We start from the raw sequence: 19,365 nt of genomic DNA on the forward strand, positions 1-19,365 counted from the left end.
CGTCACAACACAGGCTAAGGTGATCGACATGAATTCGTGGGTGTTGCGCGCCATAGTGCTCGGTGCGCTGACCGTCGTACTGCGAACCCTGCTGGGTTTCGGCATGATCTACTGGCCGACCAACGGCTCGTGGATGCGCATCCTGTGCTTGATCGTGCTGGTCGTCGCGGGCGTCGCCTGGGGGCTGATCGACGGTCGCAGTGATCGGCAGGCCAATCCCGACCCGGAGCGCGGCGGTGCCGACCTCACCATGCGCTGGCTGAAGGCCGGTGTGGTCGGTGGTGTGGGCAGCGGGCTGGTGGCGTGGCTGCTGGATTTCGTGCCGAAGTTCGATCTCGGCGACAACGGTCTGCTGTTCGAACTGACCGCCGGCGCCTCGTTCATCGTGCTGATGATCTTCATTCCGGCGATGGTCGGCGTGGCGATCGGCCGTTTCCTGGTGGGCCGGGATCGGCGCAAGAGCGAATCCTCGGTACCCCCGGCGGCGGCCTCCCCGGCCTGATCGCCGAATGATCGGCTCATCCGGGCCGCGGATCCTGTCCGCGGCCCGGATTTTCGTGTTCTAGAGCAGGATCCCGCCAGCGGGGCTGTCCTCGCGGGCGATGGTCGCATACGCCGCGGCCAGAAGCGACGGATCGGGACCCTCCAGGCGGCCCGGCTTGGCCAGACCGTCGAGAACGACGAATCGAACGATGCCCGAGCGGGTCTTCTTGTCGGTCTGCATGGTTTCGAGCAACTGCGGCAGCGCATCGGCGTCATAGGTGGTCGGCAGACCGACGCTTTCCAGAATCGCGCGGTGCCGGTCGGCGGTCGCGTCGTCGAGGCGCCCGGCCAGCCGGCCGAGTTCGGCCGCGAAGACGAGGCCGACCGAGACCGCCGCACCGTGGCGCCACCGGTAGCGTTCCCGCCGTTCGATGGCGTGGCCGAGGGTGTGGCCGTAGTTGAGGATCTCGCGCAGGCTCGCCTCCTTGAGATCGGCGGCCACCACGTCGGCCTTCACCTGGATCGCCCGGCGGACCAACTCCGGCAGCACGTCGCCCTTCGGGTCCAGTGCGGCGGCGGGGTCGCGTTCGATCAGGTCGAGGATGACCGGGTCGGCGATGAATCCGGCCTTGATGATCTCGGCCATTCCGGCGACGATCTCGTTGGGCGGCACCGTCTCGAGGGTGACCAGATCCACCAGTACCGCCGACGGTTCGTGGAAGCAGCCGACCAGGTTCTTCCCGGCCTCGGTGTTGATTCCGGTTTTGCCCCCGACCGCCGCGTCGACCATCGCGAGCAGCGTGGTGGGCACGTGGACGACCTTCACGCCGCGCATCCAGGTGGCGGCGACGAACCCGGCCAGATCGGTGGCCGCACCCCCGCCGAGGCTGATCACGACGTCCTGGCGGGTGAGGCCGATGCGGCCGAGCACCTCCCAGCAGAAGCCGGCGACCGGCAGATCCTTCCCGGCCTCGGCATCCGGGATTTCGATGCGGTGCGCGTCGAGGGTGTCACCGTGCGAGCCGACGACTTGCTCGGCGAGCGCCTGCCGCACCACCTCCGCGGTCTCGGTCAGCGGCGGCTGATGGAAGATCGCCACGGTCCGCACGCCGGGATGGCGGGCGACCTGCTCGACCAGTTCGCCCAGCAGCCCCCGGCCGATGATCACCGGATACGGATCGGCGGTTCGGACCTCGATGCGGGTGGGCTCGCTCATGTGTGCTGCTCCGATTCCTCTAGTGCTCGTCGTAGGCGTGCCCGGCGGGCGCGGGCGCGGCGGGACCGACCGGCCCCGGGTGCCGCTTCGTGCGCGGTCTGCGCGGCGTCACCCGCGAGACGTCCAGCGGGCGAAGGTGTTTCGTCGGGTGCGGGCACCGGCCGCGGCTCCGGTCCGGAGCCGACCGGGCGCACCGGTTCCGGATGTGGTGCCGCCGCCGGGCCGGGATTCCGACTCGCGGCGGGTGGGCCGGCGGCGCGGGTGGCGGTGCGCCGGATTCGTCCTGGTCGTGCATTCGGCTGTGCGGCGGATGGTTTCGCGTCGGTGTCGGCCGCCGCCGGTTCGGGCGTGCGGGCGGGACGCTCGGCGGCGGGGTCGCTGGGCGGCGTGTCGGCCGAGGTGCCGGTCCGGTGGCGGGAGTGCCTGCGGCCGCCGCGACGGGACCGCCGGGCTCGGCGGCGCGGCTGGGTACGGTCCGTCTCGGTCGAATCCGGTTGCGCGGCTTCGGTTTCACCGGGCTCGGGTGCGGTCAGGGGGCCGCTGTCGGCCGCGGCGCGGGTGCGGCGACGGCGCCCGCGCGGGCGGGAACGGCGAGTGCCCGTGGGCTCGGCACTCGTCGAATCCGGTTGCGGCGCCGGTGTTTCGGCCGGTTCGACACCGAGTTTGGCGAGGATGGCACGGACGACGCGGCCGGGACTGCGGCCGTCGGTGCGGATGCGGATGGAGGCCACCTCGCGATACAGCGGGCGGCGCACGCGCATGAGTTCGCGATACTTGGCGCTCGGATCGTCGCCGTTGAGCAGCGGCCGATTCGTCGACGCCCCGGTCCGGCGCAGTCCCTCGGACACGCTGATCTCCAGGTACACCACCGTGCGCCCGCGCAACAACTCCCGGGTCGCCGCAGACAGGATCGCACCGCCGCCGAGGGATACGACGCCGTGTTCGGCGAGGATCGCGCGGCGTACCACGCGTTCCTCGATGCGCCGGAATTCCGGTTCGCCGTCGGTGGCGAAGATGTCGGGGATGCTGCGACCGGTGTCCTGTTCGATCCCAGCGTCGGTGTCGTAGAGCGAGACGCCGAGTTCGCGAGCGAGCTTGCGCCCGATCGTCGACTTACCGGCCCCGGGCGGGCCGATGAGGATCACGCTGGGCCGGCTGGGGTCGCTGCGGACGATCACGACGGCTGTCCCGGGCGCCGGACCCGGGCGGTGCCGCGCGCGGGATCAGCCATTCATGCCTCCGACGCCACGACGCCCGGGATGTGCGGGCGGGTCTGGATGCGCTTCTGGTACGTCGTGAGGTTGTCGACGGTCTCGGCGAGGGAATCGCCGCCGAACTTCTCCAGAACCGCCTGCGCGACGACGAGCGCGACCATGGCCTCGGCGACCACGCCGGCGGCGGGCACCGCGCAGACGTCGGAGCGCTGATGGATGGCCACCGCCTCGTCGCCGGTGGCCATATCCACGGTGGACAGCGCGCGCGGAACGGTGGAGATGGGCTTCATCGCCGCGCGCACGCGCAGGGCTTCACCGTTGGTCATACCGCCCTCGAGGCCGCCGGCGCGGTTGGTGGAGCGCAGCACCCCGTCGGGACCGGGGCGCATTTCGTCGTGGGCGGCGCTGCCGCGCCGCCGCGCGGTCTCGAATCCGTCGCCGACCTCGACACCCTTGATGGCCTGGATCCCCATCAGGGCAGCGGCCAGCCGGGAATCCAGACGCTGTTCACCGCTGACGAACGAACCCAGTCCGACCGGCAGTCCGGTGACCACCACCTCGACGACGCCGCCGAGGGTGTCGCCGTCCTTCTTGGCGGCCTCGATCTCGGCGATCATCGCGGTTTCTGCCTCGGGGTCGAATGCGCGGACCGGGCTGGCGTCGACGGCCTCGAGATCGGCGGCGGACGGCACGAAACCCGGGCGCGCGGCCGCGGTGCCGATCGAGACCACGTGGGAGACGACCTCGACGCCGAGGGCCTGGCGCAGGAACTGCCGTGCCACGGTGCCCGCGGCGACCCGAGCGGCGGTTTCGCGGGCACTGGCGCGTTCGAGCACGTTGCGGGCGTCGTCGAAGCCGTATTTGAGCATCCCCGAGTAGTCGGCGTGGCCGGGACGGGGGCGCGTCAGCGGGGCGTTGCGGGCCAGCTCGGCCAGTTCGGCCTCGTCGACGGGGTCGGCGGCCATGACCTCGGTCCACTTCGGCCATTCGGAATTGGCGATCTCGATCGCGACGGGGCCACCCATGGTGCGGCCGTGGCGGATCCCGCCGATCACGGTGACCTTGTCGGCCTCGAACTTCATCCGCGCGCCGCGGCCGTAGCCCAGTCGTCGCCGCGCCAGTTGCGCGGCGATATCGGCCGAGGTCACCTCGACACCGGCCACCATCCCCTCGACGATGGCGACAAGAGCGGGACCATGAGACTCACCAGCAGTAATCCAGCGCAACACGACCTCCATCTTTCCACGTCACAACGGTTCCCCGGACATCGGTGTCCGCGCGGCTACACCGTGGGCCACAGTGCCGCAACGGTAGCCAGGCACATCGCGGGCCCGTGTGGCACCGTGATCGAGGCGCCGAACACACCATGGCGACGGTCCGAATCTCCGGCCGCGGCCGGGCGGTCGCCGGGATGCGCGGCACGGATCGCGGTGCCGTCTCGGGCGCGCGCGATCGGCTTGCCGTCGGCGCCGGCCGCGCGGGAGGCGCGAGCGGCGACCTGCATCGCGACCAGCGCGCCGACTCCGGCCGAAGCGGTCAGCAGGGGCGCGCCGATCGCGGCCCACACCCAGCAGGACGGCCCGCCCGCCGCCGCGGCAGCGCCGGTGCCGAGCGCCAGTTTCACATCTCCCGCCCCGCACGCCGCCGGCTCGACGAGATGTACCAGTAGGTACGGCACGGCGAGCAGCAGCGCGCCGGCGATCGCCGCGCCGGCACGGCCGGTCGATGCCGCGAGCATCGACACCACCGCCGCACCCGGCAGGGTGAGCACGTCGGGCAGTCGACCGGTCCGGATGTCGATCACGCTGAGTGCGACGCACCAGACGGTCAGTACGAGATAGGCGGTGGTGGTCATGCACTCATCGTCGCTCGCGGCACGCGCCCGCCCGGCCCCGCGAACCTGAAATGTGGACAACCGCAACAGTTGTGAACACGCGACGAGTAACACCGGCTCGCCGCCGGTCGTGGATAGGGTCGCGGGTGACGGCGTGACGGCCTCGCAATACGACAGCGGTAGCGTGGCAGCCATGTCTGCTGATGACGGTGCCCGGCGCCCCGACCACGCTGCGCGTCGGGCCGGGTTGCGAGACCTGTTGGTGGAGAACGGGGTCGATGCCCTGCTGGTGACCGATCTGGTGAATATCCGGTACCTGACCGGCTTCACCGGCTCCAACGCCGCCCTGCTCGTGCACTCCTGGGACGGCACCCAGGTGGGCGAGGACGGGGAGCGGACCGTCATCTGCACCGACGGCCGCTACATCACCCAGGTCGGCGAACAGGTACCCGACGTGCACGCCGAGATCGCTCGCGCCAGTGCGCGCCGGTTGGTCGAACTGGCCGGGGAATGGCAGATCGGCCGCGTCGGCTTCGAAAGTCACGTCGTGACCGTCGACCAGCACCGCGGCTTCGTCGAGCAGGGCAGCGGCCTCCAATTCGTCCCCGCGCCCGGTCTGGTCGAACAACTGCGCACGGTCAAAGACGACTACGAGATCGAGCAGCTGCGGGCGGCGTGCGCGGCCGCCGACGCCGCGCTGGCCACCCTGCTGGAACGAGGGGGACTGCGTCCTGGCCGCACCGAGCGCCAGGTCGCTCGCGAGCTGGAATGGCTGATGTTCGAGCACGGCGCCGACGCGATCGCCTTCGAGACCATCGTGGCCGCCGGCACCAATTCCGCAGTGCCGCATCATCGCCCGACCGACGCGGTGCTGGCCGCGGGCGATTTCGTGAAGCTCGATTTCGGCGCGGTGGTCGGCGGCTACCACTCGGATATGACGCGCACCCTGGTCCTGGGCGAGCCGACAGATTGGCAGCGCGAGATCTACCAGCTCGTATACGAGGCGCAGCGGGCCGGCCGCGAGGCGCTGGCACCCGGTGTGCCGTGCGCGGCGGTCGATGCCGCGGCCCGCTCGGTGATCGCGTCGGCCGGGCACGGCGACCTGTTCGTGCACGGCCTCGGACACGGCGTCGGACTGCAGATCCACGAAGCGCCTCCGGTCGCCAAAACCGCGACCGGTACACTTCTGGATGGCGTGGCGGTGACCGTCGAGCCAGGTGTGTATTTCCCCGGCCGCGGCGGAGTTCGCATCGAGGACACGCTCGTGGTTCGTGCGGGGGGTCCGGAGTTGCTCACCCACACCACCAAAGACCTCACCGTGGTCGACTGACCCCGGCTGCCCCACCGGGCCGGTCCCTACGGCCCGGCCTACAGAACGTCGAACAGTACTAACAAGGAGATCCGAGGACAGTGGCGGACACCAGCGACTTCAAGAACGGCCTCGTGCTGAAGATCGACGGTCAGCTCCAGCAGATCGTCGAGTTCCAGCACGTCAAGCCGGGTAAAGGTCCCGCGTTCGTGCGGACCAAGCTGAAGAACGTGCTGTCCGGCAAGGTGGTCGACAAGACGTTCAACGCCGGCGTGAAGGTGGAGACCGCCACCGTGGACCGCCGGGATATGACCTACCTGTACCACGACGGGTCGGACTACATCTTCATGGACGGCGAGACCTTCGACCAGATCGGTATCGACGAGCAGACCATCGGCAAGGGCGCCGGCTTCCTGCTGGAGAACATGACCGTGCAGGTCGCCACCCACGAGGGCGCGCCGCTGTACGTCGAGCTCCCGGTCACCGTCGAACTCGAGGTCACCCACACCGAGCCCGGCCTGCAGGGCGACCGCTCCAGCGCCGGCACCAAGCCCGCGACGCTGGAGACCGGTGCCGAGGTGCAGGTGCCGCTGTTCATCAACGTCGGCGACAAGCTGAAGATCGACTCGCGCGACGGCGGCTATCTGGGCCGGGTCAACGCCTGATCCTCCGGATCCACCGGCCCGGCGCCGGAACCATGGGCGGCGCGCGCGTATCGGCATTTCGGTATCGCTCGCGCCGCCGTCGACACTGCGAACGGGATAATGGTGATCGTGGCTGATCAGCCCGTGGACAAGAAGTCCACCCACAAGAAACTCGGAGCCCGGCACAAGGCCCGCCGCCGGGCCGTGGATCTGCTCTTCGAGGCCGAGGCGCGCGACATCGACCCGGCCGACCTGGTCGCCGAGCGCCTGGACCTGGCCGGTCGCGACGAACAGGTCGCGCCCGTGAATCCCTACACCCGCACCCTCGTCGAAGGCGTCGCCGACGATCTGGATCGCGTCGACGGCACCATCGAGTCCTATCTGCAGGACTGGACCCTGGGCCGGCTGCCCGCGGTGGACCGCGCCATTCTGCGGGTGGCGGTGTGGGAGTTGTTCCACGCCAACGATGTTCCGCCGGTGGTGGCGGTCGACGAGGCCGTCGAGCTGGCGAAGGAACTGTCGACCGACGATTCGCCCGCGTTCGTCAACGGCGTCCTCGGCCGCATCGTGACGCTGGCCGACCAGGTGCGTGCCGCCGCGGCCGCCACCCGCCGCGACAGCGGGGCGTGATGATCAAATATCTCGTGCTCGCGATGCGCACCTCGGCGTGGTCCGACGCGGTCATCGAACCGCACCGCGAATGGCTGGCCGATGTGCGCGCGCGTGGACAGCTGGACTGCACCGGCCGATTCACCGACGGCAGCGGCGGCGCCTATCTGGTGCTGGCCGAGAACCTCTCGGCCGCACGGGAATTGGTGTTCACCGACCCCATTCACACCACCGGCGCCTCCGAGCTGACAATCCACGAATGGGAGATCACGGGCTGAGTCGTATTCGCGACACACCCGTTGGATTCGGACAAACCCGTTAAATTTCCCGGATGCCCGCCGCGCCCGCATACTGTTCCGGTCACTTGACCTAGAAAAGGTGGAACGGATGCGGTTCAATTCGGCGACAGTGCGTACGGCACTGCGTCTCGCCCCGGCGATCGTCGCGGCGGCGACCCTGGCCACGACCGGTTGCTCGGCGGTGGAAAAAGGTGTCGACAAGGGTGTTCAGGTCGCCAAGGACCACAACAAATCCGACACCGCCCGGGCGAAGGTGGGCGACTGCATCAACGTGATCAACGCCTCGGCCGTCGATTCCGATACCGAACCGGTCGCCTGCACGTCCGACAAAGCCGTCTACAAGGTGGCGCAGGTGCACGATGCCAAGGTCGAGTGCGGGGCAGATTTCACCTCGTACGAGGAAACTCTCAACGGTGGCACGCTGGCGTATCTGTGCCTGGCGCCGAATTTCAAAGCTGGACTGTGCTATGCGGATTCGCCGCTCAGCGGCTACAAGTACGCCGACTGCATGTCCTCGGAGGCGAGTTTCCGGGTCGCCCAGCGCATCGACGGACAAGCCGACGACACGCTGTGTGGACCGGAGTCCGACAGCGTGATCACACTGTCGGACCCGCAGACGACATTCTGTCTGGCACAACCGAAATAAGCCGGGTCCTCCGCTCAGACGGTCCCGGGGCGCAAGACGATCGTGCCGAAGGTCGTGCGCTCGTCGACCCGTCGATGGGCCTCGGCCGCATCCGCCAGCGGTAGCACACTGTCGATCAGCACGGTGAGATCACCGGTGGCGGCGAGTTCGAACGCCGCCGCCCGCTTCGCCGCCACCCCGGCCAGCCACTGCGGGCCGGAGCATCCGGTGAACGTGAGCCCGCGCATGATCAGGTCCATCGTCGTGACCTGGGCGGGAGCGCCGGACAGCCAGCCGTATCCGAGCATCCGGCCCCGCAACGGGGTCATGACATCGAGGACGGCCGCGGAGCTTTCGCCGCCGATCGAGTCGAAAACCACGTCCACCGTGGCATTTTCGAGGCGTTCGCCGAGCCGGCGCGGCCAGTCCGCATCGCGGTGGTCGACGACCGTGTGCGCGCCGAGTTCGCGGGCGCGCTCGGTTTTGGCCGCGCCGCCGGCGGTGGCGATGATGTGTGCGGCGCCGGACCGGGCGGCCAATTGGGTGAGGTAGCCGCCGATTCCGGTGGCCGCGGCCTCGATCAGGACGGTTTCGGTGCCGGTGAGTGCCGCCGCCTCGAGCAGGGCCAGTGCCACCGATCCACTCATCGCCACGGCCGCGGCGGCATCGCTCGCCAATCCGTCCGGTACGCGGACCGCGGATTCGGCGGGGGCGCACATCCATTCCGCGTAGCTGCCGAAGTCGTTGCGCGCCAACAGGACCCGCTGCCCTTTCCAGTCCGGGTCGACGTCGTCGGCGACGGCGGTGACGACCCCGACCGCCTGGGTTCCGAAGACCGCCGGGGTCGGCGTCGGTGTCGGGAACATGCCTGACCGCAACATCGTCTCCGGGTACAGCACCGGGATCGCCTCCACCCGGATCAATACCTCGCCGGGCTGCGGGCTGGGCTCGTCCACCTCGCGCGCGACGAGGACCTCCGGTCCACCGACCCCGGTCATTACGATTGCCTGCATATCGACCTCATAACTTGACTAACGGTCCAGATACTTCGTCCGGAAGAATATGGACCGTCGGTCAATTTTGTCAACGGGACTGGAGTGCACAGTGGCGCAGCAGCGCAGAGAACGAGCCGATGCGGCGCGCAACCGTCGCGCGATCCTCGATGCGACGCGGGCGCTGCTGGCCGAAGGTGGGGCCGAGGCGGTGACCATGGACCGGGTGGCCGCCGCGGCGGGAGTCGGCAAGGGCACGGTATTTCATCGTTTCGGCTCGCGCGCGGGACTGTTGCACGCGATGGTCGCCGAACCGGCCGAAACACTGCGGACGGCGATCACCGACGGCCCGCCGCCGCTGGGCCCCGGCGCGCCCGCGGGGGAGCGGCTGCTCGCCTTCTTCGATGCGATGGCCACGATGGTCGCCGACAACGTCGAACTGATGGTCGCGGCCTACCGCAGCGTGCCCCCGCATCCGCGCACGTCCGAATTCCACGCCACCTGGGCGGAGCACATCACGAAGCTGCTGACCGAGGCGCGTCCGGATCTCGACGCCGAGGGGGTCGGCCACCTGCTGTTCGGCATGCTGGGCAGCGATTACGCCCTTGCCGCGGTGCGCGAGGGGCAGAGCGAAAGGCTGCGAGAATCCGTGCGGCAGGTGGTGCTCGCGGTGGTCAGCCCGTGAGCAGAACGCCGCCCACCGCGCCCGCGGTCGCGATCACGGCCAGCGCCAGCCCGGTGCAGACGAACCGGACCGGCGGCACCCGGACCGCGTGGGAGCGGCAGAACTCCAGGCACAGCAGCGTGGCCAGCGAGGCCCACGGGGTGGCTATCGCGCCGACGTTCGTGCCGATCAGCAAGGACAGCAACTGGTTTCGGTGGTCGGGCGGTATCACCGCCTCACCGGCGGTGTAGGCGGGCAGGTTGTTGACGATATTCGACAGGCCGAGGCCCGCTCCGGCAGCGCGATAGGCCCCCGCCGTGCCGGAATCGGTGCCGATGAGCGCGGCCATCAGATCCGAGAGCCCGTACCGGCCCAGGGTCGGGATGACCAGGAACAGTCCGATCACGAAGATCAGCAGCTGCCACGGGATCAGCGACGGACGCAGCGCGCTGCGGTCGAACACGGCGAATCCGGCGATCGCGAGGACCGCCGCGGCGAGTGCGGCGTAGCCGATGTGGTCGCCGACGAAGGGAATCGCCAGGACGAACAGCGCGCAGGCGCCCCCGGCCGTCGCGAACAGCGCGCGGTCCCGGGTGCTGCGCAGCCGGATCGGGGCGGGCGCCAGGTAACGATCGGTGCCGCGCCGGCCGCGTCGCCAGTACCAGATCCACAGCGCCGCCATGGTCGCGATGAGCGAGATCAACTGCGGCAGCCACATTCTGGCCGCGAAGCCGGTGGCATCGAGGCCGATCCGGTCGGCGGCGAGCAGATTGGTGAGGTTGGATACGGGCAGCAGCAGACTCGCGGTGTTCGCCAGCCACAATGTGGTCATCGCCAGCGGCAGCGGTGGAATGCGCGCGGGCCCGGCCAAGGCCAGCATGACCGGTGTCAGCAGGACCGCGGTGGTGTCGAGGTTGAGCACTATCGTCGTCAGGGCCGCGAAACCGACGCAGAGCACGAACAGCGCCGGATAGCGTCCCCGCCCGGCGATCGCGATCCGATGGGCGATGACGTCGAAAACCTGTGCGCGCCGGGCCAGGTGGGCCAGCACGATCACACTGCCGAGAAACAGCAGTAGCGGTCCGATCCGGCGCATATTCGCATCGGCGTCGGCCCGGGGCAGCCATCCGGTCAGCACGCACAGCATCCCGGCCGCGAGGACGGCGATGCGGATCCAGTCCAGCAGACGCGGTGCGGCGGCTTCCTCCGGCTCCGTCTCGTGCGCGCTGCGTTCGGGCGCCACCGGTTCGGACATCCGGCCATCATCGCACCGTGGCGCAGACCCGCGCGTGCCGGACCGCCCGCGTCTGCTGGGCCGGTTCACGGCGTGGGGGTGGCGACCCAACCGGCCACGATCGCCAGTCCGGTGGGACGGTGGACGCCGAGGAAGCCGAAGGGCCGGTCGAAGTTCACTGCGATCATCAGGGCATCGGCCGGCGCCGGTGGCATGCCGGTCGGTTCCATCAGAACCCCGGTGACGGCCGCGGCCGCGAAACCGTCGGCGGTGAATCGGGCGCAGACGTCCTGGGCCGCCGCGGTCACCCGGAGCGCGACCGGTGAGAGGCCGGGGAAGGGGTTGTCCGTCGCGGTGGTCGCCGCGGTCAGTCCGAACAGCTCCGGATCGCGCAGTAGGTCGTGGGTGGATCGAACAGCGAAGGGCGGCACCTGGATTTGCAGGGTGTCCGATACTGCGGTCACCGTCCGCACCTCGAGCCCAGGGGCGATGGTGCCCAGGCCGGGCCGGTGGGTTTCCACCGAACCGTCGAGTGCCCCCAGCCCCGCGGCCAGTACCACCGGAGCGCTGTCCCCCTCCTCGCCGAGCAGCAGATGCACATCCAGATCGGACGCCCCACGCACCACGACGCGTGAAACGGGTGTGCCGGCCGTCAGCACGGCGGCGTCGCCGAGGCCCGTGCTGTACCGGGCGAGGGCGGGGCCGCGGTGGCCACGCCACGGGCCGCTCGACGGTTCCAGCACATCGGCGTGAAAGCTCTGCCGCCAGGCGGTGCGGGCGACGACGGCGGTCGCCAGCGCGACCGCCGTCGCCGCGCCGATCCGGGCGGGGAAGCGATCGATCAGGCCGTCGGTATGGCGACGTGCCCACTCGTCCAGTCCGTCCTGTCCGCGCAGCGCGGCGATCGTGCCCGGAGGCAGCGTCTGGATCCACTCGTCGCGTAGCGCGATATCGTCACGCACCCACACCCCGAGTGCCGCGCGCACGGATTCGGCGGCCTCGATCCGGCGCAGCAGGGTGATCGCGGCGTCGTGAGCGGATGCGGCGGGAAGGCCGGTCGCCGCGGTGAGTTCGCCGCGGGCCGGTTCGCCGGCCGCCGCGGCCAGTAGTGCGAGCAGCGGCCAGATTCCGCATCCGGACAGGACGAAATCCTCGGAACCCGCTGCGGCACACCATTTTCCGGTGAGAGTGTTGGCGGCGGCCACATCGGGTGCGAGGCTCGGCTGCATGGGCGAAAGCCTACCGACGGGTGCCGACAGCAGTGCGCCCCTGCCGGGGTGTACGTGGGCGGCAGGGGCGCGTCCGGATCCTTGTGGCCCGGACGATCGGCCGAAACCGATCTGCCGACGAGTCTGGTTCCTCAACCGCACTCGAGGTCCAGGCCCGCGGTGCGTGGTCTGCGTCACGCAGGCGCGAACACTGGCCGAAACTACGTCTTCGTGGCCGAACGTGTTGAGGCGTCGCGGCCGTTGTGTGTCATCCTTCCGGGGCGGAACGGTCCGCGAGAGGTCCAGGAGGTAGGGATGGCTGGTGCCGGTACGGCCCGTCTGGCGGAACTGCGCGCGGGTCGCACGACCCCGGAGCAGGCGTGGCAGCTGTACGACAGCCTGCCCGAGGTCGCGGTCACCGAGATCACCACCGGCCGCTGGACCGGCGACGAACTGGACACCGGACATCCGTGGGCCGGTGTGCTGGTCGAATCGGGTTGGTACGGAAAGCAATTCGATTCACCGGACGAGGTGCAGCCGCTGCTGTTCGCCGGGCCGGACGGCCGGGTATTTCCGGTCGACCCCCGCCGAGTGCCGCTGGGGCTGGCCGGAACACTGCCGTCGGCGGGATTCCGGGCCGCGCGGCGCATGCTGCCGGCGTTGCGCCCGCTGCTGCGGACCCGTACCGCTCGTGCGCGCCTGCGCGAGATCGAATTCCGCGGCAAGGTCAGCGCGGCCATGATCTACGACCACCTGCCCATCATCGACATCTTCCGCCGGGTCGACGAGGACACCCTGCTCGGTGTGATGGATATGCGCGGGCTGAACGACCCCTACTTCTTCATCCTGCGCCGCGACCGCTCCTGATCGCTCAGTCGTCCCCGGCGGCGAGGATCACCTCGAAGCGGGCGTCGGCGGTGTCGAGTTGCTCGAGAATGTGCTGCTTGACATGCGGCGCCAGCGGCGTGTCCGGGCGGGTGATCAGTTCGCGGTAGACCGCGGTGAGCGGCCGGTATTTGGTGGCGAGTTTCGACATGACGGCCTGTTCGTCGGCGTAGAGGATGCCGACGCCGTTGTCGGTGAAATCGGAGATCTTCACCACCCGGGCCCACGGATCGCGGTCCAGGCTCGCGGCGACGTGGTCGCGGTATCGGATGTGCCGGTCCTCGTCCGAATCGTGTGCCGGGTTGGTCACCGCCGCAACGAGATTCGATACGCGCTCGCCGAACCGCTGGGTCAGCACCGCCAGCGCTGCGGCGTTCAGGTCCTCGTCCGGCTCCGGCGCCCCGCGGAGGGCGACCAGGTCGGCGGCGTGATCCTCGACGGCGTCGTGCAGGAGGCCGACGAGCACCAGGTCCGTGTCGTGCACCTCGTAGTGGCTCACGATGCGGATCGCCACCCGCAGTAGATGATTGAGGTACGGCTCGCGGCCGTAGTTGTCGCCACGGTGCAGGTCGGCCACGAATTCGAGTGCCGCCTCGACCCGTTCGGGGTCGGGCAGTTTGCGCTGCGACTCCAGCAGCAGTCGTTGCCGCAGCCCTTCCTCGCCGTGCACATCGCTGAGTGTGTGCAACTGCATGGCCGCCAGAATTCCCGCCCCGATGGACTCCATCCGCCCAATCTAGCGGGACGAGGTGACAATCCGCCGTCGCCGGGTTTCAGCGAACCCCGTGCGGGCGGAATTGGATGCTGATCCGCGGACCCACGGGCCGCCGCGTCTTCGGCACCGCATGTTCCCAGGTGCGCTGGCAGGAGCCGCCCATCACGAGAAGATCGCCGTGCCCCACGTGATAGCGAATGCTCGCGCCGCCGCCACGCGGACGCAGCAGCAGGGCCCGCGGCGCGCCGATCGACAGGATCGCGACCATGGTGTCGTGGGTGGAACCACGGCCCCCGGTATCACCGTGCCAGGCCACACTGTCTTCGCCGTCGCGGTAGTAGCACAGTCCGGCCGTGTGGAACGGTTCGCCGAGTTCCGGGCCGTAATGGCCGCTCAGAGCCGCGCGGGCGTCCTCCAGGATCGGGTCCGGCCAGGGCTCGTTCTCGCCGTAATGGCGCAGCAGGCGCGGTACGTCCACCACGCGGTCGTACATCGGGCGGCGGTCGGCTCGCCACGGGACGCGAGTGGCCAGCCGTTCGAACAGTTCGTCGGCCCCGCGCAACCATCCCGGAAGCAGGTCGACCCACGCGCCCTCGGTCAGCTGCGTGCGGCGCACGCCGTCCAACGGCCCTAGCTCGATGTCGCCGAAGCCGTCGAACAGCGATCTCTGCAGCGGTGCCGACATGCGTTCGAATCTACGTTCTATCGAACATATGTTCAAGCATCGGGTCGCGCCGCTGCTCGGGGCCGATCCGGGCGGTTCGGATCAGCTCAGGTGCGCGCGCACGAAATCGACCACCGCATCGGAGAATTCGTCGTTGACATCGCTGGCCGCGGTATGGGCGGCACCGGAGATCTCGACGTATTCCATCTGCGGCACCAGCGCGCGGAAGTCGGCGACCCCCTGTTCGCTGACCACGTCCGACAACCGTCCGCGCACCAGCAGGACCGGGATCTCCAGCGCGCGGGCGGCATCCTCGAGGTCGCTGGTCTGCAGTTCGATGTCCTCCGGCCGGCTCGACATCATCGCCGGATCCCAATGCCAGTACCAGCGCCCGTCCTCGCGCAGCCGCAGATTGCGCCGCAGGCCCTCCGGGTTGCGGGGCCGGCGGCGGTGCGGCAGGTATTCGGCCACCGCATCGGCGGCTTCCTCGAGGGAGGCGAAGCCCTCGGGATGGCCGCCGAGGAAGTTCATGACCCGTTCCACGCCCTTGTGCTCCGGGCGCGGCACGACGTCGACCAGGACCAGTCCGGCGATGCGCTCCCGGCCCGGACGGGCGGTGGCCAGCAGTGCGGTCAATCCGCCCATGCTCGCGCCGACCACGATGGCGGGCCGGTCGAGTTCGGCGAGAATGTCGAGGAGGTCGGCGGTCATCGCCGTGCGCGAGTAGTCGCCGTCCGGCGCCCAGTCGCTCTCGCCGTGCCCGCGGGCGTCCAGCAAAATGGCGTGCATTCCCACCTTCGCCAGCGCGGCGCCCGATTCCTTCCACGAGTGCCGGGTCTGGCCGCCGCCGTGCAGGAAGACCGCCAGCGGGCCGTCGGCCGGCCCCCAGCTCTCCCCGGCCAGGGCGATGCCGCCGTGGCCGCGGAAGGTGATCCGGCGGGGCTCGGTGAAGTCGGCTTCGTTGCTCACCCTTCGAGCATCCCACATCCGGTTTACGCTGTATGAAACAGTCCCGGCCAACGGTTGTGCCGTTCGCGTGATGTGTCGGCATAGCCGCAGGTGGCGGGGCTCACAGCGGGACCCCCGCCGTCGGGAGGCCAGGGCGGCGCTGCTACGCTCAGGCATCGAAAAGACATCCTTTAACGGACCGTCCGGTGAGGCGGGGAAGGAGGTCGGCATGGCCGTGCCCGAAGAGCGCGGCGGCCGCGTCGCGCCCGAAGAACGGGCCGCCAGGTCGAGCGCTGCCGAATATTCGCAGCGGCACGACCCCGAGTGGGTCCGCGCCGGGCGTGAACTGTTGTCCGCCTCCGATGTCGGCCGGACCATCGCGCGCATGGCGCATCAGATCATCGAGAAGACCGCGCTGGATTCGTCGGATCCCGAGGCGCCCCGAGTGGTGTTGATCGGCATCCCCACCCGCGGCACCACCCTCGCCGCACGGCTGACCGATCGCATCGAGGAATTCTCCGGCGTGCGTCCCGCGCTCGGTTCGCTCGACATCACGCTGTATCGCGACGATCTGCGCAACCGTCCGCATCGCCCGCTGGAACGGACCTCGGTCCCCGAGGGTGGCATCGACGACGCGCTGGTCGTACTCGTCGACGACGTGCTGTTCTCCGGTCGCAGCGTGCGCTCGGCGCTGGACGGCCTGCGCGATCTGGGCCGTCCGCGCGCGGTGCAGCTGGCGGTACTGGTCGATCGCGGCCATCGCGAACTGCCCATCCGCGCCGACTACGTCGGCAAGAACGTGCCCACCTCGCGCAGTGAGGACGTCTCCGTACTGCTCAGCGAACACGACGGTCACGACGGCGTGTATCTGCATCAGGGGGATGAGCGGTGAGGCATCTGCTCTCGGTCACCGATCTCGACCGCACCACCGCCACCGAACTGCTCGACGACGCCCAGCGCTTCGAACAGGCGCTGCTCGGCCGCGAGGTCCGCAAACTGCCCACCTTGCGCGGCCGCACCGTGATGACGGTGTTCTTCGAGAACTCCACCCGGACCCGGGTCTCGTTCGAGGTCGCCGGCAAATGGATGAGCGCCGACGTGATCAACGTGAGCGCCTCGAGCTCCTCGGTGTCGAAGGGCGAATCGCTGCGCGATACCGCGCTGACCCTGCACGCCGCGGGCGCCGACGCGCTGATCGTGCGGCATCCGGCCTCCGGGGCGGCCCATCAGATCGCGCGCTGGTTCGGCGAACTGGACGCCGGCTCGGGTGGATACACCGGAACCGGGCCCGCGATCGTCAATGCCGGCGACGGCACGCACGAACATCCCACCCAGGCCCTGCTGGACGCGTTGACGCTGCGCCAGCGACTGGGTGAGCTGACGGGCAAGCGCATCGTGATCGTCGGCGACATCCTGCACAGCCGCGTCGCGCGGTCCAACGCCTTCCTGCTCGACACCCTCGGCGCCGAAGTGGTGCTGGTCGCGCCGCGCACCCTGCTGCCGGTCGGGGTCGAGCAGTGGCCGGTGCAGGTCTCGCATTCGCTCGACGCCGCGCTGCCCGGCGCGGACGCGGTGATGATGCTGCGCGTGCAGGCCGAGCGGATGAACGGCGGCTTCTTCCCGTCGGCCCGCGAATACTCCATCGCCTACGGACTGAACGAGCGGCGCATGGCGCTGCTCGACGACGACGCGGTCGTCCTGCATCCGGGCCCGATGCTGCGCGGTATGGAAATCGCGTCGGCGGTGGCCGATTCCCCGAAAGCCGCAGTGCTGCAACAGGTCACCAACGGTGTGCACATGCGCATGGCGGTGCTGTTCCGCCTGCTCGTCGGCGCGGGGGAGGCCGTCGCATGAGCGGAAGAGGGCCGGAGGCGGCAGCCTGCGTAACCCCGCAGGCCCCCGCTCATGCGCATCGACACCGCATGAGCGTGAGCATGAGCTTCTTCGTGGAAGGTGAGGGCGCGTGAGCGATCTGGTTATCCGGGGCGTGCGGCCCTACGGCGAGGGTGAGCCGGTCGACGTGCTGGTGCGCGACGGCGTGATCGTCGCTCTCGGCGCGCGATCCGGCGACACCGTCGACGGCGTCGAGGTGGCCGGCGATGCCGAGGTGCTGGAGGCCGGCGGCCGGATCCTGCTCCCCGGTTTCGTCGATCTGCACACCCACCTGCGCGAGCCCGGCCGCGAGGACACCGAGACCATCGAAAGCGGTTCGGCCGCAGCGGCATTGGGTGGCTACACCGCGGTGTTCGCGATGGCCAACACCAATCCCGTGGCCGACACCTCGGTCGTCACCGATCATGTGTGGCGGCGCGGGCAGGAGGTCGGGCTGGTCGATGTGCATCCGGTCGGCGCGGTGACCGTCGGCCTGGCCGGCAAGCAACTGGCCGAGATGGGCACCATGGCCGCCGGCGAGGGCCGGGTGCGGATCTTCTCCGACGACGGGCACTGCGTCTACGACCCGCTGATCATGCGCCGCGCCCTCGAGTACGCGAAATCGCTCGACGTCCTGATCGCTCAGCACGCCGAGGAGCCGCGGCTCACCCAGGGCGCCGTCGCGCACGAGGGTCCGAACGCCGCCCGGCTGGGCCTGGCCGGCTGGCCGCGCGCGGCCGAGGAGTCGATTGTCGCCCGCGACGCGCTGCTGGCCCGCGACGCCGGGGCCCGGGTGCACATCTGCCACGCGTCCACCGCCGGCACCGTCGAGCTGGTGAAATGGGCCAAGGCGCAAGGGATTTCGATCACCGCCGAGGTCACTCCGCATCATCTGCTGCTCGACGATTCGCGGCTCGAGACCTACGACGCGGTGAACAAGGTCAATCCGCCGCTGCGTGAGGCCTCCGACGCCCAGGCGCTGCGCAAGGCCCTGGCCGACGGAGTGATCGACTGTGTGGCCACCGACCACGCCCCGCATGCCGAACAGGAGAAGTGCTGCGAGTTCGCCGCCGCCCGTCCCGGCATGCTGGGGTTGGAGACCGCGCTGTCGATCATCGTCGAGACCCTGGTGGCTCCGGGCCTGCTCGACTGGCGTGGCGTGGCGAAGGTGATGAGCGAGAATCCGGCCCGCATCGCCGGACTCGACGATCAGGGCCGCCCGATCGCGGTCGGCGAGCCGGCCAACCTGACCCTGATCGACCCGGACGCGTCGTGGACCGTGCGGGCGCGGGAGCTGGCGAGCATTTCCGACAACACGCCGTACGAGGCGATGACCCTGCCCGCCAAGGTCGCCGCCACGATGCTGCGCGGACGGATCACCGCCCGCGACGGCGTGGTGACGACCGCCCTGGCGGGGAGAGTGGGGCAATAATGGATCGAACACTGTGGGTGATCGGGCTGGCGGCCCTGTTCGCCCTGTTCCTGTGGCTGATGTATCGCTCCTGGCTCGTGCGCGCCCGGAAGCAGGCATCCTCGGTCGGGGAGTTGCCCACGGTGCCGGCGGATCTGGGCGCGCAGGTGCTCGAGCCGACGACCGGGCTGTACACGGGAACCACGCTGGCTCCGAGCTGGCAGAACCGCATCGTGGTCGGAGATCTGGGTTTCCGGGCCACGGCGGAGCTGACCCGCTTCGAACGCGGGATCCTGCTGGAACGCGACGGTGCGGAGGTGATCTGGATTCCGCAGGAGTCCATCACCGCGGTCCGCACCGAACGCGGCCACGCGGGCAAGGTGATGACCGACAATGGTGTGCTGGTTATTCGCTGGAAACTGCCGACGGGAACCGAAGTCGATACCGGGTTCCGCGGCGACGACAAGACGGTTTATCCGGCCTGGACGGCCATATCCGCGACGGGACAGACCGGCGCGGCGACGGGAGACGAATAAACG

Annotated in this window: 21 protein-coding genes and 1 pseudogene; 12 read left to right on the forward strand and 10 right to left on the reverse strand. The window is 69.7% G+C overall.

Features of this window, described 5'->3' with window-relative positions:
* The first annotated feature begins 28 nt into the window (after positions 1–28).
* Entirely contained in the window at positions 29–502 is a 474-nt protein-coding gene (locus NE2_RS06680; RefSeq protein ID WP_167356711.1) for a B-4DMT family transporter, read from the forward strand.
* Between the two features lie 60 nt (positions 503–562).
* Here NE2_RS06680 and aroB read toward each other — a convergent pair whose 3' ends face one another.
* The 4 genes and pseudogenes from aroB to NE2_RS06700 form a co-directional block, all read right to left on the reverse strand.
* Complete coding sequence (gene aroB, locus NE2_RS06685) at positions 563–1,699, reverse strand: 3-dehydroquinate synthase (RefSeq protein WP_063024839.1); 1,137 nt, start codon at positions 1,697–1,699, stop codon at positions 563–565.
* Between the two features lie 659 nt (positions 1,700–2,358).
* Positions 2,359–2,874 (reverse strand): annotated as a pseudogene (locus NE2_RS36965) (shikimate kinase); the annotation flags it as partial.
* A 56-nt stretch (positions 2,875–2,930) separates the two neighbouring features.
* Complete coding sequence (gene aroC, locus NE2_RS06695) at positions 2,931–4,151, reverse strand: chorismate synthase (protein ID WP_063019646.1); 1,221 nt, start codon at positions 4,149–4,151, stop codon at positions 2,931–2,933.
* Between the two features lie 44 nt (positions 4,152–4,195).
* Entirely contained in the window at positions 4,196–4,768 is a 573-nt protein-coding gene (locus tag NE2_RS06700) for a prepilin peptidase (protein ID WP_063024841.1), read from the reverse strand.
* A gap of 172 nt (positions 4,769–4,940) precedes the next feature.
* Here NE2_RS06700 and NE2_RS06705 point away from each other — a divergent pair, with 172 nt between their 5' ends.
* The 5 genes from NE2_RS06705 (at position 4,941) to NE2_RS06725 (ending at position 8,254) form a co-directional block, all read left to right on the forward strand.
* Complete coding sequence (locus tag NE2_RS06705; protein ID WP_063024843.1) at positions 4,941–6,077, forward strand: M24 family metallopeptidase; 1,137 nt, start codon at positions 4,941–4,943, stop codon at positions 6,075–6,077.
* A gap of 80 nt (positions 6,078–6,157) precedes the next feature.
* A complete protein-coding gene (gene efp / locus NE2_RS06710) occupies positions 6,158–6,721 on the forward strand; it encodes an elongation factor P (RefSeq protein WP_030513974.1) in 564 nt (187 codons plus the stop codon).
* A gap of 99 nt (positions 6,722–6,820) precedes the next feature.
* A complete protein-coding gene (gene nusB / locus NE2_RS06715) occupies positions 6,821–7,330 on the forward strand; it encodes a transcription antitermination factor NusB (RefSeq protein ID WP_063013411.1) in 510 nt (169 codons plus the stop codon).
* Positions 7,330–7,587, forward strand: coding sequence for a YciI family protein (locus tag NE2_RS06720; protein WP_030513976.1), 258 nt, complete (start codon positions 7,330–7,332; stop codon positions 7,585–7,587). Before nusB ends, NE2_RS06720 begins: the two co-directional genes overlap by 1 nt.
* A gap of 109 nt (positions 7,588–7,696) precedes the next feature.
* Positions 7,697–8,254: an LppU/SCO3897 family protein gene (locus NE2_RS06725; RefSeq protein WP_106958471.1), complete on the forward strand. Its 558-nt coding sequence runs from the start codon at positions 7,697–7,699 to the stop codon at positions 8,252–8,254.
* Positions 8,255–8,268: 14 nt separating this feature from the next.
* On the opposite strand, the gene NE2_RS06730 is transcribed toward NE2_RS06725, so the two are convergent.
* Positions 8,269–9,246 carry a quinone oxidoreductase family protein gene (locus NE2_RS06730; protein WP_063024845.1) on the reverse strand — a complete coding sequence of 326 codons (978 nt, stop codon included), beginning with the start codon at positions 9,244–9,246 and terminating at the stop codon, positions 8,269–8,271.
* A 91-nt stretch (positions 9,247–9,337) separates the two neighbouring features.
* Between NE2_RS06730 and NE2_RS06735 the strand changes: the two genes are divergently transcribed.
* A complete protein-coding gene (locus NE2_RS06735; RefSeq protein WP_233429695.1) occupies positions 9,338–9,910 on the forward strand; it encodes a TetR/AcrR family transcriptional regulator in 573 nt (190 codons plus the stop codon).
* Here NE2_RS06735 and NE2_RS06740 read toward each other — a convergent pair.
* Both NE2_RS06740 and NE2_RS06745 read right to left on the reverse strand, forming a co-directional pair.
* Entirely contained in the window at positions 9,900–11,144 is a 1,245-nt protein-coding gene (locus NE2_RS06740) for an ArsB/NhaD family transporter (protein WP_063024849.1), read from the reverse strand. The genes NE2_RS06735 and NE2_RS06740 overlap by 11 nt on opposite strands.
* A 65-nt stretch (positions 11,145–11,209) precedes the next feature.
* Positions 11,210–12,352, reverse strand: a complete 1,143-nt coding sequence (locus NE2_RS06745) for a serpin family protein (RefSeq protein WP_063024851.1) — start codon at positions 12,350–12,352, stop codon at positions 11,210–11,212.
* Positions 12,353–12,646: 294 nt separating this feature from the next.
* Here NE2_RS06745 and NE2_RS06750 point away from each other — a divergent pair, with 294 nt between their 5' ends.
* Positions 12,647–13,198 (forward strand): DUF4334 domain-containing protein, encoded by a 552-nt coding sequence (locus NE2_RS06750; RefSeq protein ID WP_030513982.1) that lies wholly within the window; start codon positions 12,647–12,649, stop codon positions 13,196–13,198.
* 4 nt (positions 13,199–13,202) lie between these two features.
* Here the strand turns inward: NE2_RS06750 and NE2_RS06755 are convergent, their stop codons facing one another.
* From NE2_RS06755 to NE2_RS06765, 3 genes are all read right to left on the reverse strand, one after another.
* A complete protein-coding gene (locus tag NE2_RS06755) occupies positions 13,203–13,943 on the reverse strand; it encodes an HD domain-containing protein (protein WP_063024852.1) in 741 nt (246 codons plus the stop codon).
* A 46-nt stretch (positions 13,944–13,989) separates the two neighbouring features.
* On the reverse strand, positions 13,990–14,616 hold the full coding sequence (locus tag NE2_RS06760; protein ID WP_063024854.1) for an alpha-ketoglutarate-dependent dioxygenase AlkB: 627 nt from the start codon (positions 14,614–14,616) through the stop codon (positions 13,990–13,992).
* Between the two features lie 81 nt (positions 14,617–14,697).
* Positions 14,698–15,564: an alpha/beta fold hydrolase gene (locus tag NE2_RS06765; protein WP_030513985.1), complete on the reverse strand. Its 867-nt coding sequence runs from the start codon at positions 15,562–15,564 to the stop codon at positions 14,698–14,700.
* 208 nt (positions 15,565–15,772) lie between these two features.
* Here NE2_RS06765 and pyrR point away from each other — a divergent pair, with 208 nt between their 5' ends.
* From pyrR to NE2_RS06785, 4 genes are all read left to right on the forward strand, one after another.
* Complete coding sequence (gene pyrR, locus NE2_RS06770; protein ID WP_082856957.1) at positions 15,773–16,435, forward strand: bifunctional pyr operon transcriptional regulator/uracil phosphoribosyltransferase PyrR; 663 nt, start codon at positions 15,773–15,775, stop codon at positions 16,433–16,435.
* Positions 16,432–17,397, forward strand: coding sequence for an aspartate carbamoyltransferase catalytic subunit (locus NE2_RS06775; RefSeq protein WP_063024856.1), 966 nt, complete (start codon positions 16,432–16,434; stop codon positions 17,395–17,397). Before pyrR ends, NE2_RS06775 begins: the two co-directional genes overlap by 4 nt.
* Positions 17,398–17,506: 109 nt before the next feature.
* A complete protein-coding gene (locus tag NE2_RS06780; RefSeq protein ID WP_063024858.1) occupies positions 17,507–18,847 on the forward strand; it encodes a dihydroorotase in 1,341 nt (446 codons plus the stop codon).
* Positions 18,847–19,362 (forward strand): PH-like domain-containing protein, encoded by a 516-nt coding sequence (locus NE2_RS06785; protein WP_063024860.1) that lies wholly within the window; start codon positions 18,847–18,849, stop codon positions 19,360–19,362. The genes NE2_RS06780 and NE2_RS06785 overlap by 1 nt, the downstream gene beginning before the upstream one ends.
* The last annotated feature ends 3 nt before the right edge of the window (positions 19,363–19,365 follow it).

This window comes from Nocardia elegans NBRC 108235 (assembly GCF_001612845.1).
GTDB classification, from domain to species: domain Bacteria; phylum Actinomycetota; class Actinomycetes; order Mycobacteriales; family Mycobacteriaceae; genus Nocardia; species Nocardia nova.

What these genes read in the sequence shown, in the direction of transcription:
- NE2_RS06680 (WP_167356711.1), top strand. Translation starts at nt 29, where the DNA reads ATGAATTCGTGGGTGTTGCGCGCCATAGTGCTCGGTGCGCTGACCGTC.
- aroB (WP_063024839.1), bottom strand. Translation starts at nt 1,699, where the DNA reads ATGAGCGAGCCCACCCGCATCGAGGTCCGAACCGCCGATCCGTATCCG.
- aroC (WP_063019646.1), bottom strand. Translation starts at nt 4,151, where the DNA reads ATGGAGGTCGTGTTGCGCTGGATTACTGCTGGTGAGTCTCATGGTCCC.
- NE2_RS06700 (WP_063024841.1), bottom strand. Translation starts at nt 4,768, where the DNA reads ATGACCACCACCGCCTATCTCGTACTGACCGTCTGGTGCGTCGCACTC.
- NE2_RS06705 (WP_063024843.1), top strand. Translation starts at nt 4,941, where the DNA reads ATGTCTGCTGATGACGGTGCCCGGCGCCCCGACCACGCTGCGCGTCGG.
- nusB (WP_063013411.1), top strand. Translation starts at nt 6,821, where the DNA reads ATGGTGATCGTGGCTGATCAGCCCGTGGACAAGAAGTCCACCCACAAG.
- NE2_RS06720 (WP_030513976.1), top strand. Translation starts at nt 7,330, where the DNA reads ATGATCAAATATCTCGTGCTCGCGATGCGCACCTCGGCGTGGTCCGAC.
- NE2_RS06725 (WP_106958471.1), top strand. Translation starts at nt 7,697, where the DNA reads ATGCGGTTCAATTCGGCGACAGTGCGTACGGCACTGCGTCTCGCCCCG.
- NE2_RS06730 (WP_063024845.1), bottom strand. Translation starts at nt 9,246, where the DNA reads ATGCAGGCAATCGTAATGACCGGGGTCGGTGGACCGGAGGTCCTCGTC.
- NE2_RS06740 (WP_063024849.1), bottom strand. Translation starts at nt 11,144, where the DNA reads ATGTCCGAACCGGTGGCGCCCGAACGCAGCGCGCACGAGACGGAGCCG.
- NE2_RS06745 (WP_063024851.1), bottom strand. Translation starts at nt 12,352, where the DNA reads ATGCAGCCGAGCCTCGCACCCGATGTGGCCGCCGCCAACACTCTCACC.
- NE2_RS06750 (WP_030513982.1), top strand. Translation starts at nt 12,647, where the DNA reads ATGGCTGGTGCCGGTACGGCCCGTCTGGCGGAACTGCGCGCGGGTCGC.
- NE2_RS06755 (WP_063024852.1), bottom strand. Translation starts at nt 13,943, where the DNA reads ATGGAGTCCATCGGGGCGGGAATTCTGGCGGCCATGCAGTTGCACACA.
- NE2_RS06760 (WP_063024854.1), bottom strand. Translation starts at nt 14,616, where the DNA reads ATGTCGGCACCGCTGCAGAGATCGCTGTTCGACGGCTTCGGCGACATC.
- pyrR (WP_082856957.1), top strand. Translation starts at nt 15,773, where the DNA reads ATGGCCGTGCCCGAAGAGCGCGGCGGCCGCGTCGCGCCCGAAGAACGG.
- NE2_RS06785 (WP_063024860.1), top strand. Translation starts at nt 18,847, where the DNA reads ATGGATCGAACACTGTGGGTGATCGGGCTGGCGGCCCTGTTCGCCCTG.